This window comes from Rhodovulum strictum (assembly GCF_009649175.1).
GTDB lineage: Bacteria > Pseudomonadota > Alphaproteobacteria > Rhodobacterales > Rhodobacteraceae > Rhodovulum > Rhodovulum strictum.
In genome coordinates this window covers 78,205-98,455 of the sequence record NZ_WJPO01000011.1, presented here as the reverse complement: position 1 = coordinate 98,455, position 20,251 = coordinate 78,205, and the positions used below count along the sequence as shown (strand labels likewise).

Annotated in this window: 22 protein-coding genes; 12 read left to right on the top strand and 10 right to left on the bottom strand. The window is 67.8% G+C overall.

Features of this window, described 5'->3' with window-relative positions; translation table 11 throughout:
- Positions 1 to 156 precede the first annotated feature (156 nt).
- Both nifA and GH815_RS09130 read right to left on the bottom strand, forming a co-directional pair.
- The gene (nifA, locus tag GH815_RS09135) at positions 157 to 1,950 is read right to left on the bottom strand and encodes a nif-specific transcriptional activator NifA (RefSeq protein ID WP_153748463.1); all 1,794 of its coding nucleotides are present in this window, start codon (positions 1,948 to 1,950) and stop codon (positions 157 to 159) included.
- Positions 1,951 to 2,184: 234 nt separating this feature from the next.
- Positions 2,185 to 2,808, bottom strand: coding sequence for an exopolysaccharide biosynthesis protein (locus GH815_RS09130; protein ID WP_153748462.1), 624 nt, complete (start codon positions 2,806 to 2,808; stop codon positions 2,185 to 2,187).
- Positions 2,809 to 3,092: 284 nt separating this feature from the next.
- On the opposite strand from GH815_RS09130, the gene GH815_RS09125 reads away from it, so the two are divergent.
- From GH815_RS09125 to GH815_RS09095, 7 genes are all read left to right on the top strand, one after another.
- Positions 3,093 to 4,193, top strand: a complete 1,101-nt coding sequence (locus GH815_RS09125) for a hypothetical protein (RefSeq protein WP_153748461.1) — start codon at positions 3,093 to 3,095, stop codon at positions 4,191 to 4,193.
- Positions 4,194 to 4,289: 96 nt separating this feature from the next.
- Complete coding sequence (locus tag GH815_RS09120) at positions 4,290 to 5,150, top strand: P-loop NTPase family protein (protein ID WP_153748460.1); 861 nt, start codon at positions 4,290 to 4,292, stop codon at positions 5,148 to 5,150.
- Positions 5,151 to 5,197: 47 nt separating this feature from the next.
- Complete coding sequence (metA, locus tag GH815_RS09115; protein ID WP_153748459.1) at positions 5,198 to 6,124, top strand: homoserine O-acetyltransferase MetA; 927 nt, start codon at positions 5,198 to 5,200, stop codon at positions 6,122 to 6,124.
- A 2-nt stretch (positions 6,125 to 6,126) separates the two neighbouring features.
- A complete protein-coding gene (locus GH815_RS09110) occupies positions 6,127 to 6,999 on the top strand; it encodes an alpha/beta fold hydrolase (RefSeq protein ID WP_153748458.1) in 873 nt (290 codons plus the stop codon).
- Between the two features lie 56 nt (positions 7,000 to 7,055).
- A complete protein-coding gene (locus GH815_RS09105) occupies positions 7,056 to 8,015 on the top strand; it encodes an alpha/beta fold hydrolase (RefSeq protein WP_246176375.1) in 960 nt (319 codons plus the stop codon).
- 35 nt (positions 8,016 to 8,050) lie between these two features.
- The gene (ppk2, locus tag GH815_RS09100; protein WP_153748457.1) at positions 8,051 to 8,923 is read left to right on the top strand and encodes a polyphosphate kinase 2; all 873 of its coding nucleotides are present in this window, start codon (positions 8,051 to 8,053) and stop codon (positions 8,921 to 8,923) included.
- A complete protein-coding gene (locus tag GH815_RS09095) occupies positions 8,916 to 9,533 on the top strand; it encodes a TetR/AcrR family transcriptional regulator (RefSeq protein ID WP_153748456.1) in 618 nt (205 codons plus the stop codon). Before ppk2 ends, GH815_RS09095 begins: the two co-directional genes overlap by 8 nt.
- Positions 9,534 to 9,620: 87 nt before the next feature.
- Here GH815_RS09095 and GH815_RS09090 read toward each other — a convergent pair whose 3' ends face one another.
- From GH815_RS09090 to GH815_RS09080, 3 genes are all read right to left on the bottom strand, one after another.
- Positions 9,621 to 10,085, bottom strand: a complete 465-nt coding sequence (locus tag GH815_RS09090) for a cytochrome c-type biogenesis protein (RefSeq protein WP_153748455.1) — start codon at positions 10,083 to 10,085, stop codon at positions 9,621 to 9,623.
- Positions 10,086 to 10,094: 9 nt separating this feature from the next.
- Positions 10,095 to 12,071, bottom strand: coding sequence for a heme lyase CcmF/NrfE family subunit (locus tag GH815_RS09085; RefSeq protein ID WP_153748454.1), 1,977 nt, complete (start codon positions 12,069 to 12,071; stop codon positions 10,095 to 10,097).
- Positions 12,072 to 12,172: 101 nt separating this feature from the next.
- Positions 12,173 to 13,243, bottom strand: a complete 1,071-nt coding sequence (locus GH815_RS09080) for a PA0069 family radical SAM protein (protein ID WP_153748453.1) — start codon at positions 13,241 to 13,243, stop codon at positions 12,173 to 12,175.
- A 112-nt stretch (positions 13,244 to 13,355) separates the two neighbouring features.
- Between GH815_RS09080 and GH815_RS19185 the strand changes: the two genes are divergently transcribed.
- From GH815_RS19185 to GH815_RS09060, 4 genes are all read left to right on the top strand, one after another.
- Positions 13,356 to 14,315: an SGNH/GDSL hydrolase family protein gene (locus GH815_RS19185; RefSeq protein ID WP_153748468.1), complete on the top strand. Its 960-nt coding sequence runs from the start codon at positions 13,356 to 13,358 to the stop codon at positions 14,313 to 14,315.
- Positions 14,316 to 14,452: 137 nt separating this feature from the next.
- Positions 14,453 to 15,157: a corrinoid protein gene (locus GH815_RS09070; protein ID WP_153748452.1), complete on the top strand. Its 705-nt coding sequence runs from the start codon at positions 14,453 to 14,455 to the stop codon at positions 15,155 to 15,157.
- Between the two features lie 60 nt (positions 15,158 to 15,217).
- The gene (locus tag GH815_RS09065; RefSeq protein ID WP_153748451.1) at positions 15,218 to 15,376 is read left to right on the top strand and encodes a hypothetical protein; all 159 of its coding nucleotides are present in this window, start codon (positions 15,218 to 15,220) and stop codon (positions 15,374 to 15,376) included.
- Positions 15,373 to 16,008, top strand: a complete 636-nt coding sequence (locus GH815_RS09060) for a DUF1638 domain-containing protein (protein ID WP_153748450.1) — start codon at positions 15,373 to 15,375, stop codon at positions 16,006 to 16,008. The genes GH815_RS09065 and GH815_RS09060 overlap by 4 nt, the downstream gene beginning before the upstream one ends.
- A gap of 6 nt (positions 16,009 to 16,014) precedes the next feature.
- Here the strand turns inward: GH815_RS09060 and GH815_RS09055 are convergent, their stop codons facing one another.
- Together GH815_RS09055 and GH815_RS19180 are read right to left on the bottom strand one after the other, a co-directional pair.
- On the bottom strand, positions 16,015 to 16,845 hold the full coding sequence (locus tag GH815_RS09055; protein WP_153748449.1) for a hypothetical protein: 831 nt from the start codon (positions 16,843 to 16,845) through the stop codon (positions 16,015 to 16,017).
- 170 nt (positions 16,846 to 17,015) lie between these two features.
- Positions 17,016 to 17,447, bottom strand: a complete 432-nt coding sequence (locus GH815_RS19180; RefSeq protein WP_343030759.1) for a SufE family protein — start codon at positions 17,445 to 17,447, stop codon at positions 17,016 to 17,018.
- Positions 17,448 to 17,579: 132 nt separating this feature from the next.
- Between GH815_RS19180 and GH815_RS09045 the strand changes: the two genes are divergently transcribed.
- The gene (locus GH815_RS09045; protein ID WP_153748447.1) at positions 17,580 to 18,047 is read left to right on the top strand and encodes a hypothetical protein; all 468 of its coding nucleotides are present in this window, start codon (positions 17,580 to 17,582) and stop codon (positions 18,045 to 18,047) included.
- A gap of 28 nt (positions 18,048 to 18,075) precedes the next feature.
- Here the strand turns inward: GH815_RS09045 and GH815_RS09040 are convergent, their stop codons facing one another.
- The 3 genes from GH815_RS09040 to rnd all read right to left on the bottom strand — a co-directional run bounded on the left by GH815_RS09040 (position 18,076) and on the right by rnd (position 20,183).
- On the bottom strand, positions 18,076 to 18,447 hold the full coding sequence (locus GH815_RS09040) for a hypothetical protein (protein WP_153748446.1): 372 nt from the start codon (positions 18,445 to 18,447) through the stop codon (positions 18,076 to 18,078).
- Between the two features lie 60 nt (positions 18,448 to 18,507).
- Positions 18,508 to 18,918 carry a hypothetical protein gene (locus GH815_RS09035; protein ID WP_153748445.1) on the bottom strand — a complete coding sequence of 137 codons (411 nt, stop codon included), beginning with the start codon at positions 18,916 to 18,918 and terminating at the stop codon, positions 18,508 to 18,510.
- A gap of 98 nt (positions 18,919 to 19,016) precedes the next feature.
- Positions 19,017 to 20,183, bottom strand: a complete 1,167-nt coding sequence (rnd, locus tag GH815_RS09030; protein ID WP_153748444.1) for a ribonuclease D — start codon at positions 20,181 to 20,183, stop codon at positions 19,017 to 19,019.
- Positions 20,184 to 20,251: the final 68 nt, after the last annotated feature.

Below are 20,251 nucleotides of genomic sequence, written 5' to 3'. Positions count from 1 at the left end.
CGGGATCAGCGGCGCGGACATGGGCAGGTCTCCTGTGCCTTGAATGTGCGAAAGGGAAGAAGCACAAACCATGCCAACAACACCAAACCCAACACCCAGGTCACCCAACCCCTCAAACCCAGAACACAACGTCGCAAAACAGACAGACAAAAGAACCTAAAAACGGCGCAACTCGATCCCGTGCTTCTTGAGGGCATAGCCGATCTGGCGCGGCGTCAGGCCCAGAAGGCGCGCGGCCTTGGCCTGGACCCAGCCCGCCCGCTCCATCGCGTCAACCAGACGGTCGCGTTCGTCCTGGGGCTCGCCCTCGGATTCGGGCATCGCGGGCGGGGGCGGCGCCGGGGCAAAACCGGCGGGGAAGGACGGTTCGCCAAAGCCTGGCGGCAGGGCGGGCGGCACCGGCGGGCGCTGGCCCGCGGCGCTGTCGATCACCGGCAGCGGCATGCGCACCGCGGCCAGCCCGCCGATCGGCGAGTGGTCGCCCGACTGCATGCGCCACAATTCCGCAGACAGGCAGGTGCCCTGCATGCAGGCCAGTTCGCGTTCGTCGATCTCGCTGCCCGAGGACAGCGCGGCCACCCGGCTGATGCAGTTTTCAAGCTCGCGCACATTGCCGGGGAACTGGCACCGCGCCAGCGCCACCATTGCCCCCGGCGTGATCCGCTTGTCCATGCCGTTCTGGGCGTTGAACCGGTCGAGGAAGGTCTGGGCGAGCTTGGGCACATCCTCGATCCGCTCGCGCAGGGGGGGCAGCACGATGGGCACCACGCAGATGCGGAAATAGAGATCGGCCCGGAAATCGCCGCGCGCCACCGCCGCCTCGAGATCGCGGTTCGTCGCCGTCACCAGCCGCACATCGACCTTCAGCGTCTTCGAGCCGCCGACCCGCTCGAACTCGCCCTCTTGCAGGATGCGCAACAGTTTCGCCTGAAATTCGGGCCCGATCTCGCCGATCTCGTCAAGGAACAGGGTGCCGGTATCGGCCAGTTCGAAACGGCCCTTCTTTTGCGCCAGCGCGCCGGTGAACGCGCCCTTTTCGTGGCCGAACAGTTCCGATTCCAGCAGGCTCTGGCTCAGCGCCGCGCAGTTGACCTTGACGAAGGGCTTGTCGCGGCGGTCCGAAAGCGCGTGCACCGCCTTGGCGAACAGCTCCTTGCCGGTACCGCTTTCGCCGCGCAGCAGAACGGGCGTGTTGGTGCGCGCGACCTTGTGGATCTGCGCGGTCACCGCCTTGATCGCCGGGCTGTCGCCGATGATACCCTTGATCGGCTGATCGCGCAGCCGGCAATCGTCGGCGGATGTCTCGGAGGCGGCATGCAGCGCGGCGCGCGCCTCCTCCATCAGCCGCTCGCGGTCCCGCGCGACGAGGCGGCGGAACTTGATCGACTGTTCCAGGATCGAGGCCACCATGGTCAGGATGCGCTGATCCTCTTCGAGGAAGCGCAAGCCCCCCTCGTCAAGATCGCGCCAGGCGCCGAGCACGCCGATCACATAGGGCGAATGAACCGTCTCGCGGATCGGCACCGCGATCAGCGCCAGCCGGTCATGCGGCGCGCCGGGGGGGATCGCGGCCTCGCCCAGTTCTTCACGGACATTGCGCGACACCAGCGCGACGCCGGTGCGGAACACCTGTTGCGTCGCGCGCACGGGCAGCGCCCGGATCTCGGGCGGCGCGCAGATCGAGCCGCGGGTGGTCGCGGCGATGACGAAGGGGTTCACCGGCTTGCCGTCGCCCCCGGCCCTGCCCTTGTCGTCCAGCAGCGCCAGCGCCCCCATCCGAAGCCCCATGAACGAGGACAGCACGTTCAAGACCGAGGGCATCGCCGCAATCGGATCGCTGGCGCCGGTCAGGATCTTGGCCGCCTCGCAGACGGTGTCGATCGTGAACCGCTCGATCTGGGTCCGTCCGGAGCCACGGGGGGGGCGATGTCCGTTGGTCGAAATCGTCATGTCTTCCTCGCTTGTCAGACAAACATCGGGCGGCGCGGCCCTGCTGTCCATGCCGGGCGCCGACATTGGCGCCTGTCCCGGCGGTTTTTCCAGCGCCGCGGCGGGCCTGATGTCAGTTTTCCGACAATCCATGCTGCGCTGCCGCATTTTTCGGCACTCCGCTGGCGGGCTGCACCGGCCCGCCGGGTGAACCGACGGGAATCGCGGAAGGATCGGCCCCGGCGCCCTGCCCGCCTATCCCATGATCGCCTCGGCCCCCTCGGCAAGCGACAGCACGATGGCCACGGTCAGCAGGACAGAGAACGCCCCGAAGGCAAGGCCCAGCACCGCCACCAGACCATCACGCTCGACCAGCCCGACCCCGACAATGAACAGCGAGATGGCCGGGAACCAACCGCTGCCCGGCACCGGCAGGAACAGCGTGAAGGCGATCACGAACAGCGCCAGCCCCAGCAGCGGTTCGTGCCGGGGCGCGAACAGCGCGACAAGACGCGGGCGCAGCCGCCGTTCCAGCCGCCGGGTGACCGGCCGCAGCCGCAGCAGCGTCAGCCGCAGCTTGTCCGGGTCGATCCGCAGCCGGGCCAGCGGGCCGGGCAGCCGCACGTGGGGAAAGCCCAGCAGCATCTGAAACGTCGTCACCAGCACCGGCAGCGCCGTGATGACCGACGAGCCCGGCGGCAGCGGCAGGATCGTCACCAGCGAGAACACGACGATGGCCCAGCCGAAGGACCGTTCGCCCAGCCCGGCAAGCAGCCCGCCCAGCGTCAGGTTCCCCGCCCGGTGCTGCGCGCGCGAGGTCCGCAGGATCGGCATCGACAAAGATGGCCTGCGCCGTTTTCCGGTCTCGCGATGCGGCATGGCGTTTCCCCGACTGCCCGCCAGATATCGCGGCTCGGGCCCGCCGATGCAATGGCCGCGATGGCAACGGGCCGGGCGAAAGCGCAGGACGCCGCCGCCCGGCGGCCCCGGCCCACAATGACCCCCAAGGCACATTTTGCCACCCAAGGTTCTGAACTGCGGCACGGGTGACACGCCAGACGATAAATCTGCGCCAGACTGGCACGCCATGGTGAACCCGATTGACCGGCCGCGGGCGCGCGCTCTAGCGTGACCGGTAAAAGGCTTGGTCAGGGGGAGAAGACATGAAGCAGGTGGTGACAGGGTTCGTCCTGACCGCAATGGGGATCGGCACTGCCCATGCCGGAGGCGTCGAACGCTCGACCCAGTCGGTCGGCATCCTGTTCGAGCAGGGAACCTATGCGGAGCTGAGTTTCGGCAGGTTCGACGGAAAGGTTTCCGGGACGAGCGCGCTTCTGGGCCCCACCATTGCTTCGGGCGACATGGCGCCGGGCTACAACACCTTTTCGCTGGGCTTCAAGCAGGCGCTGAGCCCAGCGCTCGATCTTGCGCTGATCCTCGATCAGCCCATCGGCGCGGCTGTCGACTATCCTGTCGGAACGGGCTATCCGATCGAGGGCACCACTGCCGAGCTTGACTCGACCGCCATAACCGCCCTGGCGCGGTACCGTTTCGACAACAATGTCAGCCTTATCGGTGGTCTTCGCGCGATGAAGACCTCGGGGCAGGCAAACCTGCCCTTCGTGCTTTTCCCGAACCCCTACACGCTGGACACCTCGTCCGAGACCGATTTCGGCTATGTTCTGGGGATCGCCTGGGAGCGGCCGGAAATCGCGGCGCGGGTGGCATTGACCTACAATTCCGCGATCACGCACAATTTCGATGCCACCGAGAGCAGCCACCTTACCGGCGGACTGCCCGTGACCAGCACCTTCAAGACCGAGATCCCGGAATCGATCAACCTGGAATTCCAGACCGGAATTGCCGCCGACACGCTGCTGTTCGGCTCGATCCGCTGGGTGAACTGGACCGAGTTCACGATCGACCCCGATGAATACCGGAACGTCTACGGAAACGCGCTGGTGTTCTACACCCACGACGTCATCACCTACAATCTGGGTCTTGGCCGCAAGTTCAGCGACACCTGGTCCGGCGCGGTGCTGCTGGGATACGAGGAGACCAAGGGCGACCGGACCGGAAACCTGGGCCCCACCGACGGGTTCACCTCGGTCGGTCTTGCCGCGACCTACACGGCCGGCAGCGCCAAGATCACCGGCGGCGTGCGTTACGTCGATATCGGCAATGCGACGACCCGCGGGCTGGATGGCGACTTCCGCGGCAATTCCGGCTGGGGCTTCGGGCTGCGCGTCGGTTATTCCTTCTGAGGCCGGCCTGCGACCGCCCGGCACGCCCGGGCGGTTTCGTTTGACCGCCCCCTGCCCGCCCGCTACCAGATGCCCGTTCGGCAAGGGCGGCAAGGCATGATCTACGAGTCGGCGGCAGAGTGGCGTTCGGCGCCCCGCAAGCGGGTGCTTCTGTTCGGGATGTCGGGGCTGGGCAAGACCCATGTCTCGAACATGCTGCGCGCGCGGGGCGGCTGGTTCCACTACTCGGTCGATTACCGCATCGGCACCCGCTACATGGGCGAGCTGATCGCCGACAATTTCAAGCGCGAGGCGATGAAGGTGCCGCTGCTGCGCGAATTGCTGCTGACCGACAGCGTCTTCATCGCCTCGAACATCACCTTCGACAATCTGGCACCGCTTTCGACCTATCTGGGCAAGCCCGGCGCGGCGGAAAAGGGCGGGCTCAGCTTTGCCGAATACATGCGCCGTCAGGAACAGCACCGCGCCGCCGAGATCAGCGCCCTGATGGACACCCCGCGCTTCATCGAACGGGCCGAGGAGCTTTACGGCTACGGCAACTTCGTCTGCGACTCGGGCGGGTCGGTCTGCGAGGTGGTGGACCCCGAGAACCCCGAGGACGAGGTGCTGACGACGCTTGCGCGCAACCTGCTGCTGGTCTGGATCGAGGGCTCCGACGCGCATACTGCCGATCTGGTTGTCCGCTTCGACCGCGCGCCCAAGCCCATGTATTACCAGCCCGATTTCCTGCATGCGGCCTGGGCAGCCTATCTGGACGAAACCGGCCTGACCGAGCCCGAGGTCGATCCCGACGCCTTCGTGCGCTGGACCTATGCCCGCGCGCTGGCCCACCGCCAGCCACGTTACGCGGCGATGGCGCGCAACTGGGGGGTCAAGGTCACCGCCGAGGAGGTGGCAAAGGTCACCAGCCCCGCGGACTTTGTCGAGCTGGTCGCCCGCGCCCTTGAGGCCCGCTGAGAAGCCGCCTATCTCTCGTCTCCGCGTCTTCCGGAAAGGCCCGCCCGATGCCGATCAAGATCCCCACCTCGCTGCCCGCCTTCGACGTGCTGACGCGCGAGGGCGTGATGGTGATGGGCGAGGAGGCGGCGGCGCGTCAGGATATCCGCCCGCTCAGGATCGGGCTTCTGAACCTGATGCCCAAGAAGATCCAGACCGAGACGCAATTCGCCCGGCTGATCGGCGCCACGCCGCTACAGATCGAACTTTGCCTGATCCGGATGACCGAGCATCAGACCAAGAACACCGCCGCCGAGCATATGGAGGCGTTCTACCGCCCTTTTGCCGAGGTTGCCGCGACCGGCGAGAAGTTCGACGGCTTCATCATCACCGGCGCCCCGATAGAGCATCTGCCCTTCACCGAGGTCACCTATTGGGATGAGCTTGTCCGTGTAATGGACTGGACACAAAGCCATGTCCATTCCACCTTTGGCGTGTGCTGGGGCGGCATGGCGATGATCTATCATTTCCATGGCGTGAAGAAACACATGCTGGACCACAAGGCGTTCGGCTGCTTCCGGCACCGCAACCTCGTGCCCGCCTCGCCCTATCTGCGCGGATTTTCCGACGATTGCGTGATCCCGGTCAGCCGCTGGACCGAGATGCGCCAGCCCGAGATCGACGCGGTGCCGGGGCTGGTGACGCTTCTGGGCAGCGACGAGGTGGGGCCCTGCCTGATCGAGGACCGGGCGCATCGCGCGCTCTATATCTTCAACCATTTCGAATATGACAGCGACACGCTGAAACAGGAATACGACCGCGACGTGGCGAATGGCACGCCGATCAACGTGCCGATCAACTACTATCCCGGCAACGATCCGGCAAAGGCGCCGCAGAACCGCTGGCGCAGCCATGCGCATCTGCTTTACGGCAACTGGATCAACCAGATCTACCAGACCACGCCCTATGACATCGACCGGATCGGAACCGCCTGAGAATGCATGACCGCTATATGCCCACGGGCGAGGTTCTGGACATCGACGGCACCCGCGTCCACGCCCATCAGGAGGGCGCAGGCCCGGACGTGATCCTGCTGCACGGGGCGGGCGGGAATACGCGAGACTTCTGCTTCGACCTGATGGGGCGGCTGACCCCCGATTTCCGCGTCACCTCCTTTGACCGGCCAGGGCTGGGCCATACCGATCCGCTGCATCCCGATGGCGAAAGCCCCTTCGAACAGGCCGAAATCCTGGAACGGGCGGCGGCACGGATGGGACTTGGCCCGGCGCTGCTGGTCGGCCATTCCTTTGGCGGGACGGTGGCGCTGGCATGGGCGCTGGACCATCCCGACCGCGCGGCGGCCGTGGTGTCGCTGGCGGGCGCCGCGATGCCTTGGCCGGGCGGGCTGGGGCCGTGGTATGCGCTGGCCTCCTCGCCCTTCGGGGCGGCGGTGGTGATCCCGCTGGTCTCGGCCTTTGCGCCGCGGGCGCTTGCGCATCAGACCATCGAGCGGATCTTCGATCCCGACCCGGTGCCCGAGGGCTATGCCGAGCATATCGCCATCGAACTGTCGATGCGCCCCGACAGCCTGCGCGCCAACACCCGGCAGGTGAACGGGCTGAAGCCGCATATCCGGGCGATGGCGGCGCGTTACGACGAACTGAAGATGCCGATCGAGATCCTGCACGGCGACGCCGACAGGATCGTGCCGATCGAGGTCCATTCCCGGCCGCTGGCGGCCCGGGTGCCCAGTGCCAACCTGATCGAGCTGCATGGCGTGGGCCACATGCCCCACCATGCCCGCCCCGAAGCCGCCGTAGCCGCGATCCATCGCGCCGCCCGGCGTGCGGGGCTGCGCGCAGGCGACTGATCCCGCTGGACCCGCCTGCCCCGGCCGCTATGTCCCGCTTGAGGGAGCCCGCCGCGATGCAGACCAGACGTACCTTTACCGGCCTGATGGCCGCCGCGATGCTGGGGGCCTGTGCCAGCCCCGCGGCACAGGACCGGCCCGAGACAGCGGACCGGGCGGCGCAGCTTTACCCGCCCATCGGGCAATTGATGCGGGTGCGCGGGCGGATCGTGCATGCCCATGACGAGGGGCGCGGACCGGCGGTGATCCTGATCCATGGCGCCTCGGCCAATCTGCGCGACTTCACCTTTTCGCTGAGCGGCCAACTGGCGCGGCGCTACCGTGTCGTTGCCTTTGACAGGCCGGGCCTTGGCCATTCCCAGACGCTGAACAATCGCGGCGAGACCCCGGCCGAACAGGCCGCCCAGCTTGACGCCGCCGCCGCGATGCTGGGCATCCGCCGGGCCGTGATCGTCGGCCATTCCTATGGCGCCGCCGTGGCGATGGCCTGGGCGCTGAACCACCCGGACCGCGCCGCGGGCGTGGTGACGCTGGCCGGGGTGACGATGCCCTGGCCGGGCGAGTTGCCGCGCTTCTACACGGTGGCCTCCAGCGGGCTGGGCAGCGCGGTGGTTTCGGCGCTGGCCACCCGCGCACGCGCCGAACGGGCGGCCGCGCGGTTCTTTGCCCCGCAGCGCCCGCCCGCGGGCTATCTGGACCAGGTGGGGATCGAGCTTGCCCTGCGCCCCGAGACGCTGCGCACCAGCGCACGCCAGGTCGATATCCTGAAACCGCAGCTTGAGGCGATGAACGAGCGCTATCCGGGCCTGCGCGCGCCGGTCGAGATCCTGCATGGCACCGCCGACAATGCCGTGTCGATCGACTACCATTCCCGCGTGCTGGCGCCGCGGTTGCGGACCGGGCGGCTGACCGAATTGCCCGGCATCGGCCACATGCCGCACCACGCCGCCCCCGCCGCGACGCTGGCCGCCATCGACCGCGCCGCAGCCCGCGCCGGATTGCGCCCGCGCGCCTGATCGCCATACTGGCCGAAACGGCAAGGGAGGCGCGCATGAAGGATCTGCCATTCGACGGCGCGATCAGCAAGTTCTACCGCGACACGGCCCCGGCCGAGATCCGCAAGGCCATAGAGACCGCCGACAAGAACGACATCCTGTCCGAGAGCTATCCCTATCGCAAGCGGATGGACGAGGCCGGATACCTGGCCGAGCTTCAGACCCTTCAGGTCGAACTGGTCAAGATGCTGGCCGACATCAAAGCCACGGGCAAGCGCGTCGCTGTCGTCTTCGAGGGGCGCGACGCCTCGGGCAAGGGCGGCACGATCAAGCGCTTTCGCGAGAACCTGAACCCGCGCAATGCCCGCGTCGTCGCCCTGCCCGCGCCGTCGGACCGGGAAAAGACTGAATGGTATTTCCAGCGCTACATCCCGCATCTGCCCGCGGGGGGCGAACTGGTGTTCTTCGACCGCTCCTGGCACAACCGCTCGGTCATCGAGCCTGTCTTCGGCTTCTGCACGCCCGAACAGCGCGAGCATTTCTTTGCCCAGGTGCCGGATTTCGAGAAGATGCTGGTCGATGAGGGGATCGTGCTGGTCAAGCTGTGGCTGAATGTGGGCCGTGCCGAACAGCTGCGCCGGATGCTGAAACGCGAACGCGATCCGCTGAAGCAATGGAAGCTGAGTTGGATCGACATCGAGGGGCTGGAACGCTGGGACGCCTATACCGCCGCGATCCGCGAGATGTTCGCCCGCAGCCATACCGGCCCCGCGCCATGGACGGTGATCCGGTCCGACGACAAGTCGCGCGCGCGGCTGGCGGCGATCCGCCGCGTGTTGGTCCGGGTGGATTACAAGGGCAAGGACGAAGCCGCGGTCGGCAGCCCCGATCCGCGGATCTGCGGCGGACCCGAGATCTGGGATGTCTAAACGCGGCTACCATCACGGCAACCTGCGCCAGGCGCTGGTCGAGGCCGCGCTGGAACTGATCCGCGAAAAAAGCCCGCAGGGCTTCACCCTGACCGAGGCCGCGCGCGCGGCCGGGGTGACGCCCGCTGCGGTCTATCGCCATTTCGAGGGCCGCGAAGACCTGATCGCGGAATGTGCGCGCCAGGGCTTCGTCATCTTTGCGGATCTCATGGAACATGCCTACGAGACCGGCCAGCCCTCGGCACTGGCGAGCCTGTCGGCAACGGGCCGGGCCTATCTTGCCTTTGCCCGTAAATTCCCCGGCCATTACATGGCGATGTTCGAATCCGGCCTGTCGCTGAACGCCGATCCCGATCTCTGCGCCGTGGCGAACCGGGCCAGCGCGGTGCTGGAACGCGCCGCGCGCGAGCTGTCGCGTCATATCCCAGAGGCAAAGCGGCCGCCCGTGGCGATGGTCTCGGCCCATATCTGGGCGATGAGCCATGGCGTGGTCGAGCTTTACACCCGCGGCGCGCCCGGGGCGCGCGTGCCGTTTCCGGCCGAGGATCTGCTGGAAACCGGCATCGGCATCTACCTACGCGGGCTGGGTCTGATCCCGGCCGATGCCTGAGGCGGCACCGGCAAAGGGGGGCGCTGCCCCCCGTCCTTGCGGACTCCCCCCGGGATATTTCCGGCCAGAAGAAGGCAGCGGGCAAGCTCAGTCGCCCATGATCTCCTTGAGGCGGGCCTGTTCCTCGGCGCTGAGCCGTTCGGCCGGGCCTGTCTCGCGGCTGCGGCGGCTGCGGATGTAGAAGACCGCCACGATCAGCCCGAGGCCCAGCATGCCGGGCCCGGCGAAGTAGAGCAGAAGGTTGGCGCCGCTGGCGGGCGGTTTGAGCAGGACGAATTCGCCATAGCGGCCCACGACGTAGTCGAGCACCTGCGCATCGGTATCGCCCGCGACCAGGCGTTCGCGGACCAGTTGGCGCAGATCCTTTGCAAGTTCGGCGTTGGAATCGTCGATGTTTTCGTTGCGGCAGACAAGGCAGCGCAGGCCCTGCGAGAGCGCGCGCGCGCGTTCCTCAAGTGCGGGATCGGCGAGGATTTCGGACGGGTCCAGCGCCCTCGCGGGAGAGGCAAGGGCGAGCGCGAGAGACAGCACCAGAAGGAGACGGTTCACCATCGCCACCCCCTATTCGGCCGGAAGCGGCGCGGCGCCGCTGTCCTTGCGCGCGCCAGCCGCGACGCGCACCCGCCGGTCGCTGAGGCTGAGAAGACCGCCCAGTCCCATGATGATCGAGCCGCCCCAGATCCAGTTGGCAAAGGGCTTGATATGGCTGCGCACCGCCCAGCCGCCGCCCTCTTGCGGGTCGCCGATGACAAGGTAGATGTCGCGGAACACCCCCAGATCGAGCGCGGCTTCGGTGGTGGGCATGCGGGCGACGGGATAGACCCGTTTTTCCGGGGTCAGCGTCGCGATGCGGGTTTCGCCGCGCCAGACCCCCATCGTCGCCATGGTCGAGATGTAGTTCGGGCCCTGCACCTCCTCGACATTCTCGAAGGTGATGCCGTAGCTGCCAATCTCGAACCGGTCGCCGATCTGGGCCACGCGGATATCCTCGACCTCCCAGGCCATGACGCCCGCGACCCCGATCATGGTGATGCCAAGCCCGGAATGGGCCACCGACTTGCCCCAATCGGCGCGCGGCAGCCGCGCGATGCGGCGCAGCCTGTCGCCAAATCCCGCGCGCCCTGCCCGGAGCCACAGATCGACCCCCGCACCCGTCACCAGCCAGGTGCCCAGCGCCATGCCCACCGGCCCCAGCGCGCTGCGCCCGGTCTGCATCGCCCAGGCCAGCGCGCCCAGCGCCAGCGCCAGCGCCAATGCGGGCAGCAGCGGGCGCAGCGCCCGGCCAAGGCGGCCACGCTTCCACGGCAGGATCGCGCCGATCGGCAGCAGGATCGCCAGCGCCACCATGAAGGGCGTGAAGGCCATGTTGAAGAAGGGTGCGCCGACCGACAGCTTGCGATCGAGGATCATCTCGGCAAAGAGCGGCCAGATCGTGCCGACGAACACCACGAAGGCCGCGACCGCGAGCAGGATGTTGTTGAACACCAGCGCAGATTCCCGGCTGACGGTGCCGAAGACGCCCTTGGCCTCCATCGCGCTGGCGCGTGCGGCGTAAAGCGTCAGCGCCCCGCCCATGAACACGCCCAGGATCAGCAGAAGGAACATGCCCCGCTCGGGGTCCGAGGCGAATGCGTGAACGGAGGTGATGATGCCCGAGCGCGTGATGAAGGCGCCGATCAGCGAGAAGCCGAAAGCCACGATGGCCAGAAGGATCGTCCAGCTTTTCAGCGCCTCGCGTTTTTCCACGACGATGGCCGAGTGCAGCAGCGCCGCCGAGATGAGCCAGGGCATGAAGCTGGCATTCTCGACCGGATCCCAGAACCAGAAGCCGCCCCAGCCAAGTTCGTAATAGGCCCACCACGAGCCCAGCGCGATGCCGATGGTCAGGCAGACCCAGGCGGCCAGCGTCCAGGGCCGCACCCAGCGCCCCCAGGCGGCATCGACCCGCCCCTCGATCAGCGCGGCGACCGCGAAGGAGAAGCAGATCGAAAGCCCGACATAGCCGAGATAGAGGAAAGGCGGGTGAAAGGCGAGGCCGGGATCCTGAAGCAGCGGGTTCAGGTCGCGCCCGTCGAAGGGGATCGCCTGCATCCGGGTGAACGGGTTCGAGGTGAACAGAACGAAGGCGAAGAACGCCGCCGCGATCGCCGATTGCACCGCCAGGACGCGCGCGCGCAGGCCCGGCGGCAGCCCGCCCCCGAACCAGGCGGCCATCGCGCCGAACAGGGTCACGATCAGCACCCAGAGCAGCATCGAGCCCTCGTGGTTGCCCCAGACGCCCGTCACCTTGTAGAGCATCGGTTTCAGCGTGTGCGAGTTGCTGACCACCAGGCTGACCGAGAAATCCGAGGTCACGAAGGCATAGGTCAGCGCGCCGAAGCTGAACGCGGTCAGCAGGAATTGCGCGGTGGCGGCGGGTTCGGCCATGGCCATCCAGCCGCTCCAGCCCTTGTGGGCGCCGATCAGGGGGACGACGGCCTGCACCAGCGCAATCGCGAAGGCAAGCGTGAGGGCGAAGTGACCGAGTTCTATGACCATGACATTGTTCTAGACGCCCGGGCCGTGCCCGCCAATGGCTTTTCACGGGGCGCATCGCGGCATTGACGGGAACGTGAGCGGGCGGCGTGGCGGGCGGGCGCTCAGAACAGCGAGAGTTGCTGTCCGGGCCGGGGCGGCAGGCGGAACAGATCGCTGCGCAACCCCGGCAGGTCGCGGTCAAGCCCGAGCCGTGCCGCCATCACGCGGAACCGGCGGGCGATCATCGCCGCATGGGGCCCCTCGCCGCGCATCCGGCGGCCCCAGTCCGGGCTGTAGTCGCGCCCGCCATGCATCTCGCGCAGCTGCGCCATGACACGGCCCGCCCGGTCCGGGCAATGCTGCGCGAGCCAGTCCCGAAAAAGTCCCGACACCTCGAGCGGCAGGCGCAGCATCGCCCAGCTTGCGGCAATCGCCCCCGCCTCGGCCGCACGGGCCAGCAGCGCCTCGATCTCGTGATCGGTCAGGCCCAGGATCACCGGGGCAAGCATCGCACGCACCTCGACACCGGCCGCCGCAAGCCGGGCGATGGTCTGAAGCCGACGCTGGGGGGCTGGCGCGCGCGGCTCCATCGCACGGGCCAGCCGGGCATCAAGCGTCGTCAGCGACACGCCCACGCGCACCAGGCCCAGCCCCGCCAGATCGGACAGAAGGTCGAGATCGCGCTCGATCAGCGTGCCGCGGGTGACGATGCCGACCGGATGGCGGAATTCCAGCAGCACCTCGAGCAAGCGGCGCATGATCTGGTGATCGGCCTCGACCGGCTGATAGGGGTCGGTATAGGTGCCGATCGCGATGGTGCGGGGCCGATAGGACGGCGCCGACAGCTCGCGCGCCAGAAGTTCGGGCGCCCCGGGCCTGGCGATCAGCCGCGTCTCGAAGTCAAGCCCCGGAGACAGGCCCAGATAGGCATGACCGGGCCGGGCAAAGCAGTAGATGCAGCCATGCTCGCAGCCGCGATAAGGGTTGATCGAGCGGTCGAAGGGCACATCGGGCGAGGCGTTGCGGGTGATGACCCGGCGCGGCCGCTCGACACGGATATCGGTGCGCAGGACGGGCAAATCCGCCTCGGGCGCCCAGCCATCCTCGATCCGCTCTGCCGAGAGACGGTCGAACCGGTTCGCGGGGTTCGAACTGGCCCCCCGTCCGGGGCAGCGGGCAAGCGGGCGATCCATCCCCCAAGGATGGAACATTCAGCGAACAAATGCAAGCTGGCTGCATCGTCGTGGACAGAGGCCCCATGCGGCGCTCTATTGTTCACGGAGTCGGGAACGAGGGAGGCCGTCCATGAAGCAGATCGCATTCGCCGCCATGCTTGCGCTTGCGCCCATCGGGGCCAGCGCCGGATCCTTGGGGCTCTATACGGACTTCTTTGTCTTCGGCGACAGTCTCAGCGATCCGGGCAATACGCTGTCGCTGCTGAGCGCGCCCATCCTCGGGACGATCTATCCCCAGGGGCAGTTCACCGATGGCGCCACCTGGGCGTCGCAACTGGGCGCCGATCTCGGCTCGGGCGCCAATTTCGCCTTTGGCGGCGCGGCGGCCGTGACCCAGGGCACGGTCAGCGTCAACCTGCCCGGCGGCCCCTACAACGTCGATCTGCCCGATTTCACGGACCAGCGCGCGGCGTTCGCCCCGCTTGCCCCGACGCTGGGCGCGAACCCCCTGGCGGCGGTCTGGTTCGGCGGCAACGACCTGCGCGATGCGTTCCGCGCTGCCGATCCGGTGATCGCGACACCGGCAGCGATTGCCGCCGCCGTGACCGCGATCGCGACCGGCGTGCAGGACCTGATCGGCGCCGGGATCGGCACGGTTGCCGTCTTTGGCCTGCCCGATCTGGGAAAAATCCCCGAGGCACTGGCGTCGGGCGCGGCAGCTTCCGCCGCCGCGACGGCTGCAACGATGGCCTTCAACGCCACGCTCCAGTCGGCGCTGGCGGGCCTGGGCGGGGGCGATGTGCGCTATGTGGATATTTTCGGGCTGTTCGAACTGGTCCGGTCGGACGCCGCGGCCTATGGATTCACCAATATAACGACGCCCTGCCTGGACGACCTGCTGGTGGGTAATGTTGCGGATTGCGGGGATTTTCTGTTCCACGACACGATCCACCCGACCGCAAGGGCGCATGCCCTGATCGCCGAGCGGTTCCTTGCATCCGTCGCCCCGGTGCCGCTGCCCGCGGGGGGCGTTCTGCTGCTGGCCGGGCTGGGCGGTCTGGCCCTTGTCCGCCGCCGCAGGTTCGACTGAACCGGGGCGTGCCTCGAAAACGTCGCGCGATGCGCGGGCGATGTCGCAAGCGGCCAATCCGGCAGCCGCGAAAAGGCGCTAGATCGGTCCCGGGGCCTGCCTTGCGTGGCGGGTCGCGGGAACCGGGAGTAAGCTGAATGGCCGACGAAGACGACGATCTGATCCTTGCCGACCTGCCGGACGAGGAATTGGTCCCGCAGATGCATGACGACCTTTATGACGGGCTTCGGGACGAGGTTGTCGAAAGCGTCGAGATCCTTCTGGCCCGCGGCTGGGAACCCTATCGCGTCCTGACCGAGGCGCTGGTGGCGGGCATGACCATCGTCGGCAAGGATTTCCGCGACGGCATCCTGTTCGTGCCCGAGGTGCTGCTGGCGGCCAATGCGATGAAGGCGGGGATGGCGATCCTCAAGCCGCTTCTGGCCGAGACCGGCGCGCCCAAGATGGGCAAGATGGTGATCGGCACGGTCAAGGGTGACATCCACGATATCGGCAAGAACCTTGTGTCGATGATGATGGAGGGCGCTGGTTTCGAAGTGGTTGACCTGGGCATCAATACCGATGTCGACCGCTATCTGGGCGCGCTGGAAACCGAACAGCCCGACATCCTGGGCATGTCCGCGCTGCTGACGACCACGATGCCCTACATGAAGATCGTGATCGACACGATGGCAGAGCGCGGCATCCGCGACGATTATATCGTGCTGGTGGGTGGCGCGCCGCTGAACGAGGAATTCGGCCGCGCCATCGGGGCGGATGCCTATTGCCGCGACGCGGCAGTGGCAGTCGAGACCGCAAAAGCCTTTGTCGCGCGCAAGCACAACCGGATGCTGGCAAGCTGACCCCTTGCGGGCCCCCACCCGGGGGCCCCACATTCCCCCAATGAGCCGAGGGGAAAGCCCATGCCGTTCCGCATCTTCGCCCTGATCCTGGCCGGCGTTCTTGCCGCTGCCGCGCTGACCGTCGCGCTGATAACCGCCCTGCCCGGTCACGGCATGGCCGTGCTGATCCCGCTGGCCCTGGTCGCGGCGCTGGCGCTGCGGCTTCTGTCGCGGAAATGATCCCGCCCGGGGACCATGCGCTGACCGAGAACGGCCTTGCGCCAGATGGCACGGGCCGGGTTCTGGTGATCGGCTGCGGCGCGCTTGCCCACGAGATCCTTGCGCTGAAGCGGGCGAATGGCTGGGACCATCTCGACCTCGCCTGCCTGCCTGCGATCTGGCACAACCACCCCGAGCGGATCGCGCCGGGCATCCGCGCGGCCGTGGCGCAGCATCGCGCCGGATATGCCACGATCCTTGTGGCCTATGCCGATTGCGGCACCGGCGGCGGGCTGGCGCGGGCCTGTGCCGAACTGGGGGTCGAGATGATCGCGGGGCCGCATTGCTATGCGTTCTTCGACGGTGTGGACGCCTTTGCCGCCCGGCAGGACGAGCTGACCGCCTTTTACCTGACCGATTTCCTGGCGCGCCAGTTCGATGCCTTTGTCTGGCGCCCGCTGGGGCTGGACCGTCACCCCGACCTGGTGGCCAGCTATTTCGGCAATTACCGGCGGCTGATCTACCTGGCCCAGACCGACGATCCGGCCCTTGATGCAACTGCGCGCGCCTGCGCGGCGCGGCTGGGGCTGGACTATGAGCGGCGGCTTACGGGCTATGGCGATCTGGCGGGGTTTCTGTCGGCGCGCGGCTGAGCGGACTTATTTTCCAGTCAGCAGGCCAGCATCGCCAAGCGCCGAGGGAACCATCGTCGTCAGCGACGGCAGGCCCGTGACGCGCGAAACCAACGCCTCCAGCGGACCGGCCCCGGAGCCCCCGATCAGCCCATGGCCCGAGGGTTTCTGCAACAGGCCGAAGGCCGGGGTGACGGGCTGGCCAAGGCTGCCCGCCGGTTGCATCGCACCGCGCGCGGCAGAGCCGGGGCCGGGCATTGGCGAAATCAGGTGGAACAGGACCGCCCCCAGCACCAGCAGCCCGCCGACATGCAGGATCAACCTGAACCTGCCGAAGGACCAGAACCGCGGCGTCGGTCCCCAGAGATGCTTTTCGATCGGATCGGCCAGCAGATGCGCGGGCGACATCCCGGCCAGATGGCGCTGCGGGATCGCGGGTGTGGAAAACGGATCGTCGGGCGGGATCTGGCCGCGGCCATATTGCACGACAAGCCCGACCAGCGCCTCGGGCACGCGCCCTGCGGGGGCAAGCATGGCCTCGGCGCTCAGCCGGTCCAACCGCTCGCGATCCGCCTGAAGCCGCCCGGCCCGTGCGCGCAGGATGGCAAGGCGGGCCGCGAACAGTTCGGCCACGCGGTCATAGGTTTCCTTGCCCTCCGGGCAGGACAGACCTGCGGCATAGCCGCCCGCATCATCCCTCCATTCCTCATGCGCGCGGATGCTGCTGCCCAGCGCATCCTCTGCCCCGACCAGCACCTGCCTTGCCCGCGCGATCTCGTCGGCAAGCGGAACCGGCGCGCCCGGCTCGACGGCTGCAAGCGGGGCGGGATCGGCGGGAAATGCGAAATGCTGGCTCATGCCCTCTCCTGCAAGCGCGGCCCCGGCGATGACCGGCGCGCTGGCCATTCCCGGGTCAGCCACAGGCTTCGGGACGAGACGGGCAGCAATCGGGCAGGACCATGTCAGGGCCGCGAAACACCGCTACCGGCGGCGGCGTGCCAACGGAAAGCGCCTAAAATGCCCCGCAATCAGGTGCCCGCGGCAACCCCAGCGGCCTGCGTGCGGATCCGCTCGACCATGGCGCGCAGCCCGTTCGAGCGCTGCGAGGACAGGTGTTCGTCAAGCCCCAGCCGCGCCAGTTCCACGCCCGCATCGGTCGCCAGCACCTCGGCCACGGTGCGGCCATCGTAAAGCGCGCGCAGCACCGCGATCAGCCCGCGCACGATCATCGCGTCGCTGTCGCCCTTGAAGCGATAGACGGCACCGGCACCCTGCCCCTCGATCTCGGGCATCAGCCAGACCTGGCTGGCGCAGCCATCGACCTTGGTCGCGGGCACCTTCAGGGCATCCTCCAGAGGGTCCATCGCGCGGCCCATCTCGATGACATGGCGATAGCGATCCTCCCAGTCCTCGAGGAACTCGAAGGTTTCCACGATGTCCTCGAATGCCGCGCTTGCCACCACCCGGGCCTCCTTGCCGTTGCCTCCTCCACTTAGGACCGGCGGCGGGAAAGGTCCAGCAGCCGCCTGTCGCGGCTTTTCAACGGCCCCGCTTTCGGCTAACCCGTGGGCAGAGACAACCCGGGGAGCCCGATGCGCGCACGTTTCATGCTCATCCTGTCGACAGCGCTGATCCTGGGCGGCTGCGCCACGGTACGCGAGTCGCGCCTCAACCCGTTCAACTGGTTCGGCGGTGCGACCGAGGAACAAAGCACCATCGTCGCGGTCGGCCGCCAGACTGCCGATCCGCGCCCGCTGGTCGATCTGGTGGTCGAGATGGGCGTCGAGCGCACGCCCGGCGGTGCCATCGTGCAGGCCACGGGGCGGCCCGCGCGGCAGGGTTTCTGGAACGCGGATCTGGTGCGCGACCCCGCCACACCCGGCGAAAGCGGCGTTCTGGTCTATGATTTCCGCCTTGCGCCGCCCGGCCGGGCCACCCGCGTCGGTACCGAACCCTCGCGCGAACTGACGGCGGGCACCTTCCTGACCGATCAGGATCTGGACGGCGTGCGCGCCATCGTGGTGCGCGGGGCACAGAACCAGCAGCGCGTCAGCCGCTGATCCGCACGCCCCGCGCGCGCCTGCCGGATCACGGCGCCAGCAGATAGGCCCCGCCATACAGCACCGTCAGCACCGCAATGGCGAACAGCCAGTGCCAGAGCGTGGTCCAGCCCGCGCCGCCCGCAGCCGCCTGCTTGCGGGCGCAAAGCGGGCACAGCGTCTCATGGCCGGGGATAGGGGTGCCGCAGCTTTCGCAGGTGGTATCGGGCAGTTCCTTCCTGCGGCGCGGGCTGCGTGCAGCGGGAACGGGAAGCTCGCGCGGGACCGGGGTGGCTGCCGCAGCGGGGGCGGGCGCGACGATGTCAAGCGAACTGAGCCATTTCCGGGCGCGGTTGGCCACAAGCGTCATCGCGGTTGCAGCCGTCAACAGGCTCGTCAGAGCCGAAAGGGTCATTGTCATGGGATCTCCTGAAAAGGGGCCGCAGTCATGGGGCGCGGCGCTGTCGATCGGGTCAGTCGGTCAGGCCCGACCGCCCGGAGGCGCGCGCGCAGCATTGGCCCGCCCATGCCTTTCTGCCGCAGGCCCGAAGGCGGCGGCCATGACCGCACCGGACGCAACCCCGACAAGCTGGCCGGTTCCGGGCTGGTCAAACAGATCCGGCGGGGCATCGGCGGGCTGGGGCGCCGTGGGCTCGGCCCCGCGCCCCGCCCCGCCCGCAAGCGCCGGACCAGCCGCAACTGCCGCGGCCTGAAGCAGCGCCACCCCGGCCCGGTCGCCGGGCCGCGCCGTAACCTGAAGGACAAGTGAAACGACAAGAACAAGGGCAAGCCCGGCAGACAGGATGCCGCCCGGACGGAACCGCCCGAACAGCCGCGTGCGCCCCGTGCCCGAAGGCCAGCCAAAGGCGCGAAAGACGCGGAAAGGGTCCAAGCGGAAATGTCCCGAAAGCGTGGCCCGGCAGAAAACCCGCCGCCACCCTTTTGCTTATATGGCAGCAGGGCCCATCGCTTCAAGCGCCGCCGCGGGGCTTACAGCGTGACCACCTCGACGCTGCTGCCGCGCGCTGTCAGCGCGATCTCGCCCCGGCACAGCCGCAGCGCATCCTCGCCGAACGCCTCGCGCCGCCAGCCCTTGAGCGCGGGCACATCGCGTTCCCCCGCCGCGATCAGGTCAAGATCGGAGGATGTCGCGATCAGCTTCTGCGCCACACCCGTCTCCTCGGACTTGGCCTTGAGCAGCACCCGCAGCAGATCGGCCAGCGCCGGGTTCACCTGAAGCCGCGAATTGGTACCCGGCACCTTGGGATATTCCTCGGGCGCGGTTTCCTGGGCGACGCGCACCGCGGCGATGATGCCGTCTGCAATCTCGCCCCGCCGCGCCTCGCGCAGCAGAAGCCGCGAGCGCGACAGTTCCTCGATGTTCTGCGGCCGGGTCGAGGCCAGTTCCAGCAGCGCATCGTCCTTGAACACCCGGGCACGCGGGATGTTGCGCGACTGGGCATAGCCTTCGCGAAACCGCGCCAGCTCGCGCACCACGGCCAGGAACTTGCCCGAATTGGTGCGCGTCTTGATCCGCTGCCACGCCTCGGAGGGGCGCACGATATAGGTTTCGGGGTCGGTCAGCACCCCCAGTTCCTCGCGCAGCCATTTCGCCCGACCGGTGCGTTCCAGTTCGGCGGCAAGATATTCGTAGATCACCCGCAGATGCGTGACATCGGCCAGCGCATAGGTTTTCTGCGCATCCGAAAGCGGCCGGCGCGACCAGTCGGTAAAGCGCGAGGTCTTGTCGAGATTGTCGCGCGCGATCTTGCGCACCAGCGTCTCGTATCCCACCTGTTCGCCGAACCCGCAGACCATGGCCGCGACCTGGGTATCGAACAGCGGTTCGGGGAACAGCTTACCCTCGGTGAAGAAGATCTCCAGATCCTGACGCGCAGCGTGAAAGACCTTGACCACGGCGGTATTGCGGAACAGCTCGTAAAGCGGATCGAGCGAGAGATCGCCCGCCAGCGGATCGACCAGGATCGCCTCGCCCGTGTCGGGGCCATCGATGCCCGGAATGGCCAACTGGACCAGGCACAGCTTGGCGTAATAGGTGCGTTCGCGCAGGAATTCGGTGTCGATCGTCACATAGGGCCGGGTCGCGGCCTCCTGGCAGAAGGCGGCCAACGCCTCGGTGGTGGTCACTGTCTTCATCTGCGCCCGTATCCTGCCGCTCTCATGCGCAATTCCGCTTCGGCACCGCTCCTCCCCTGATAATGAAA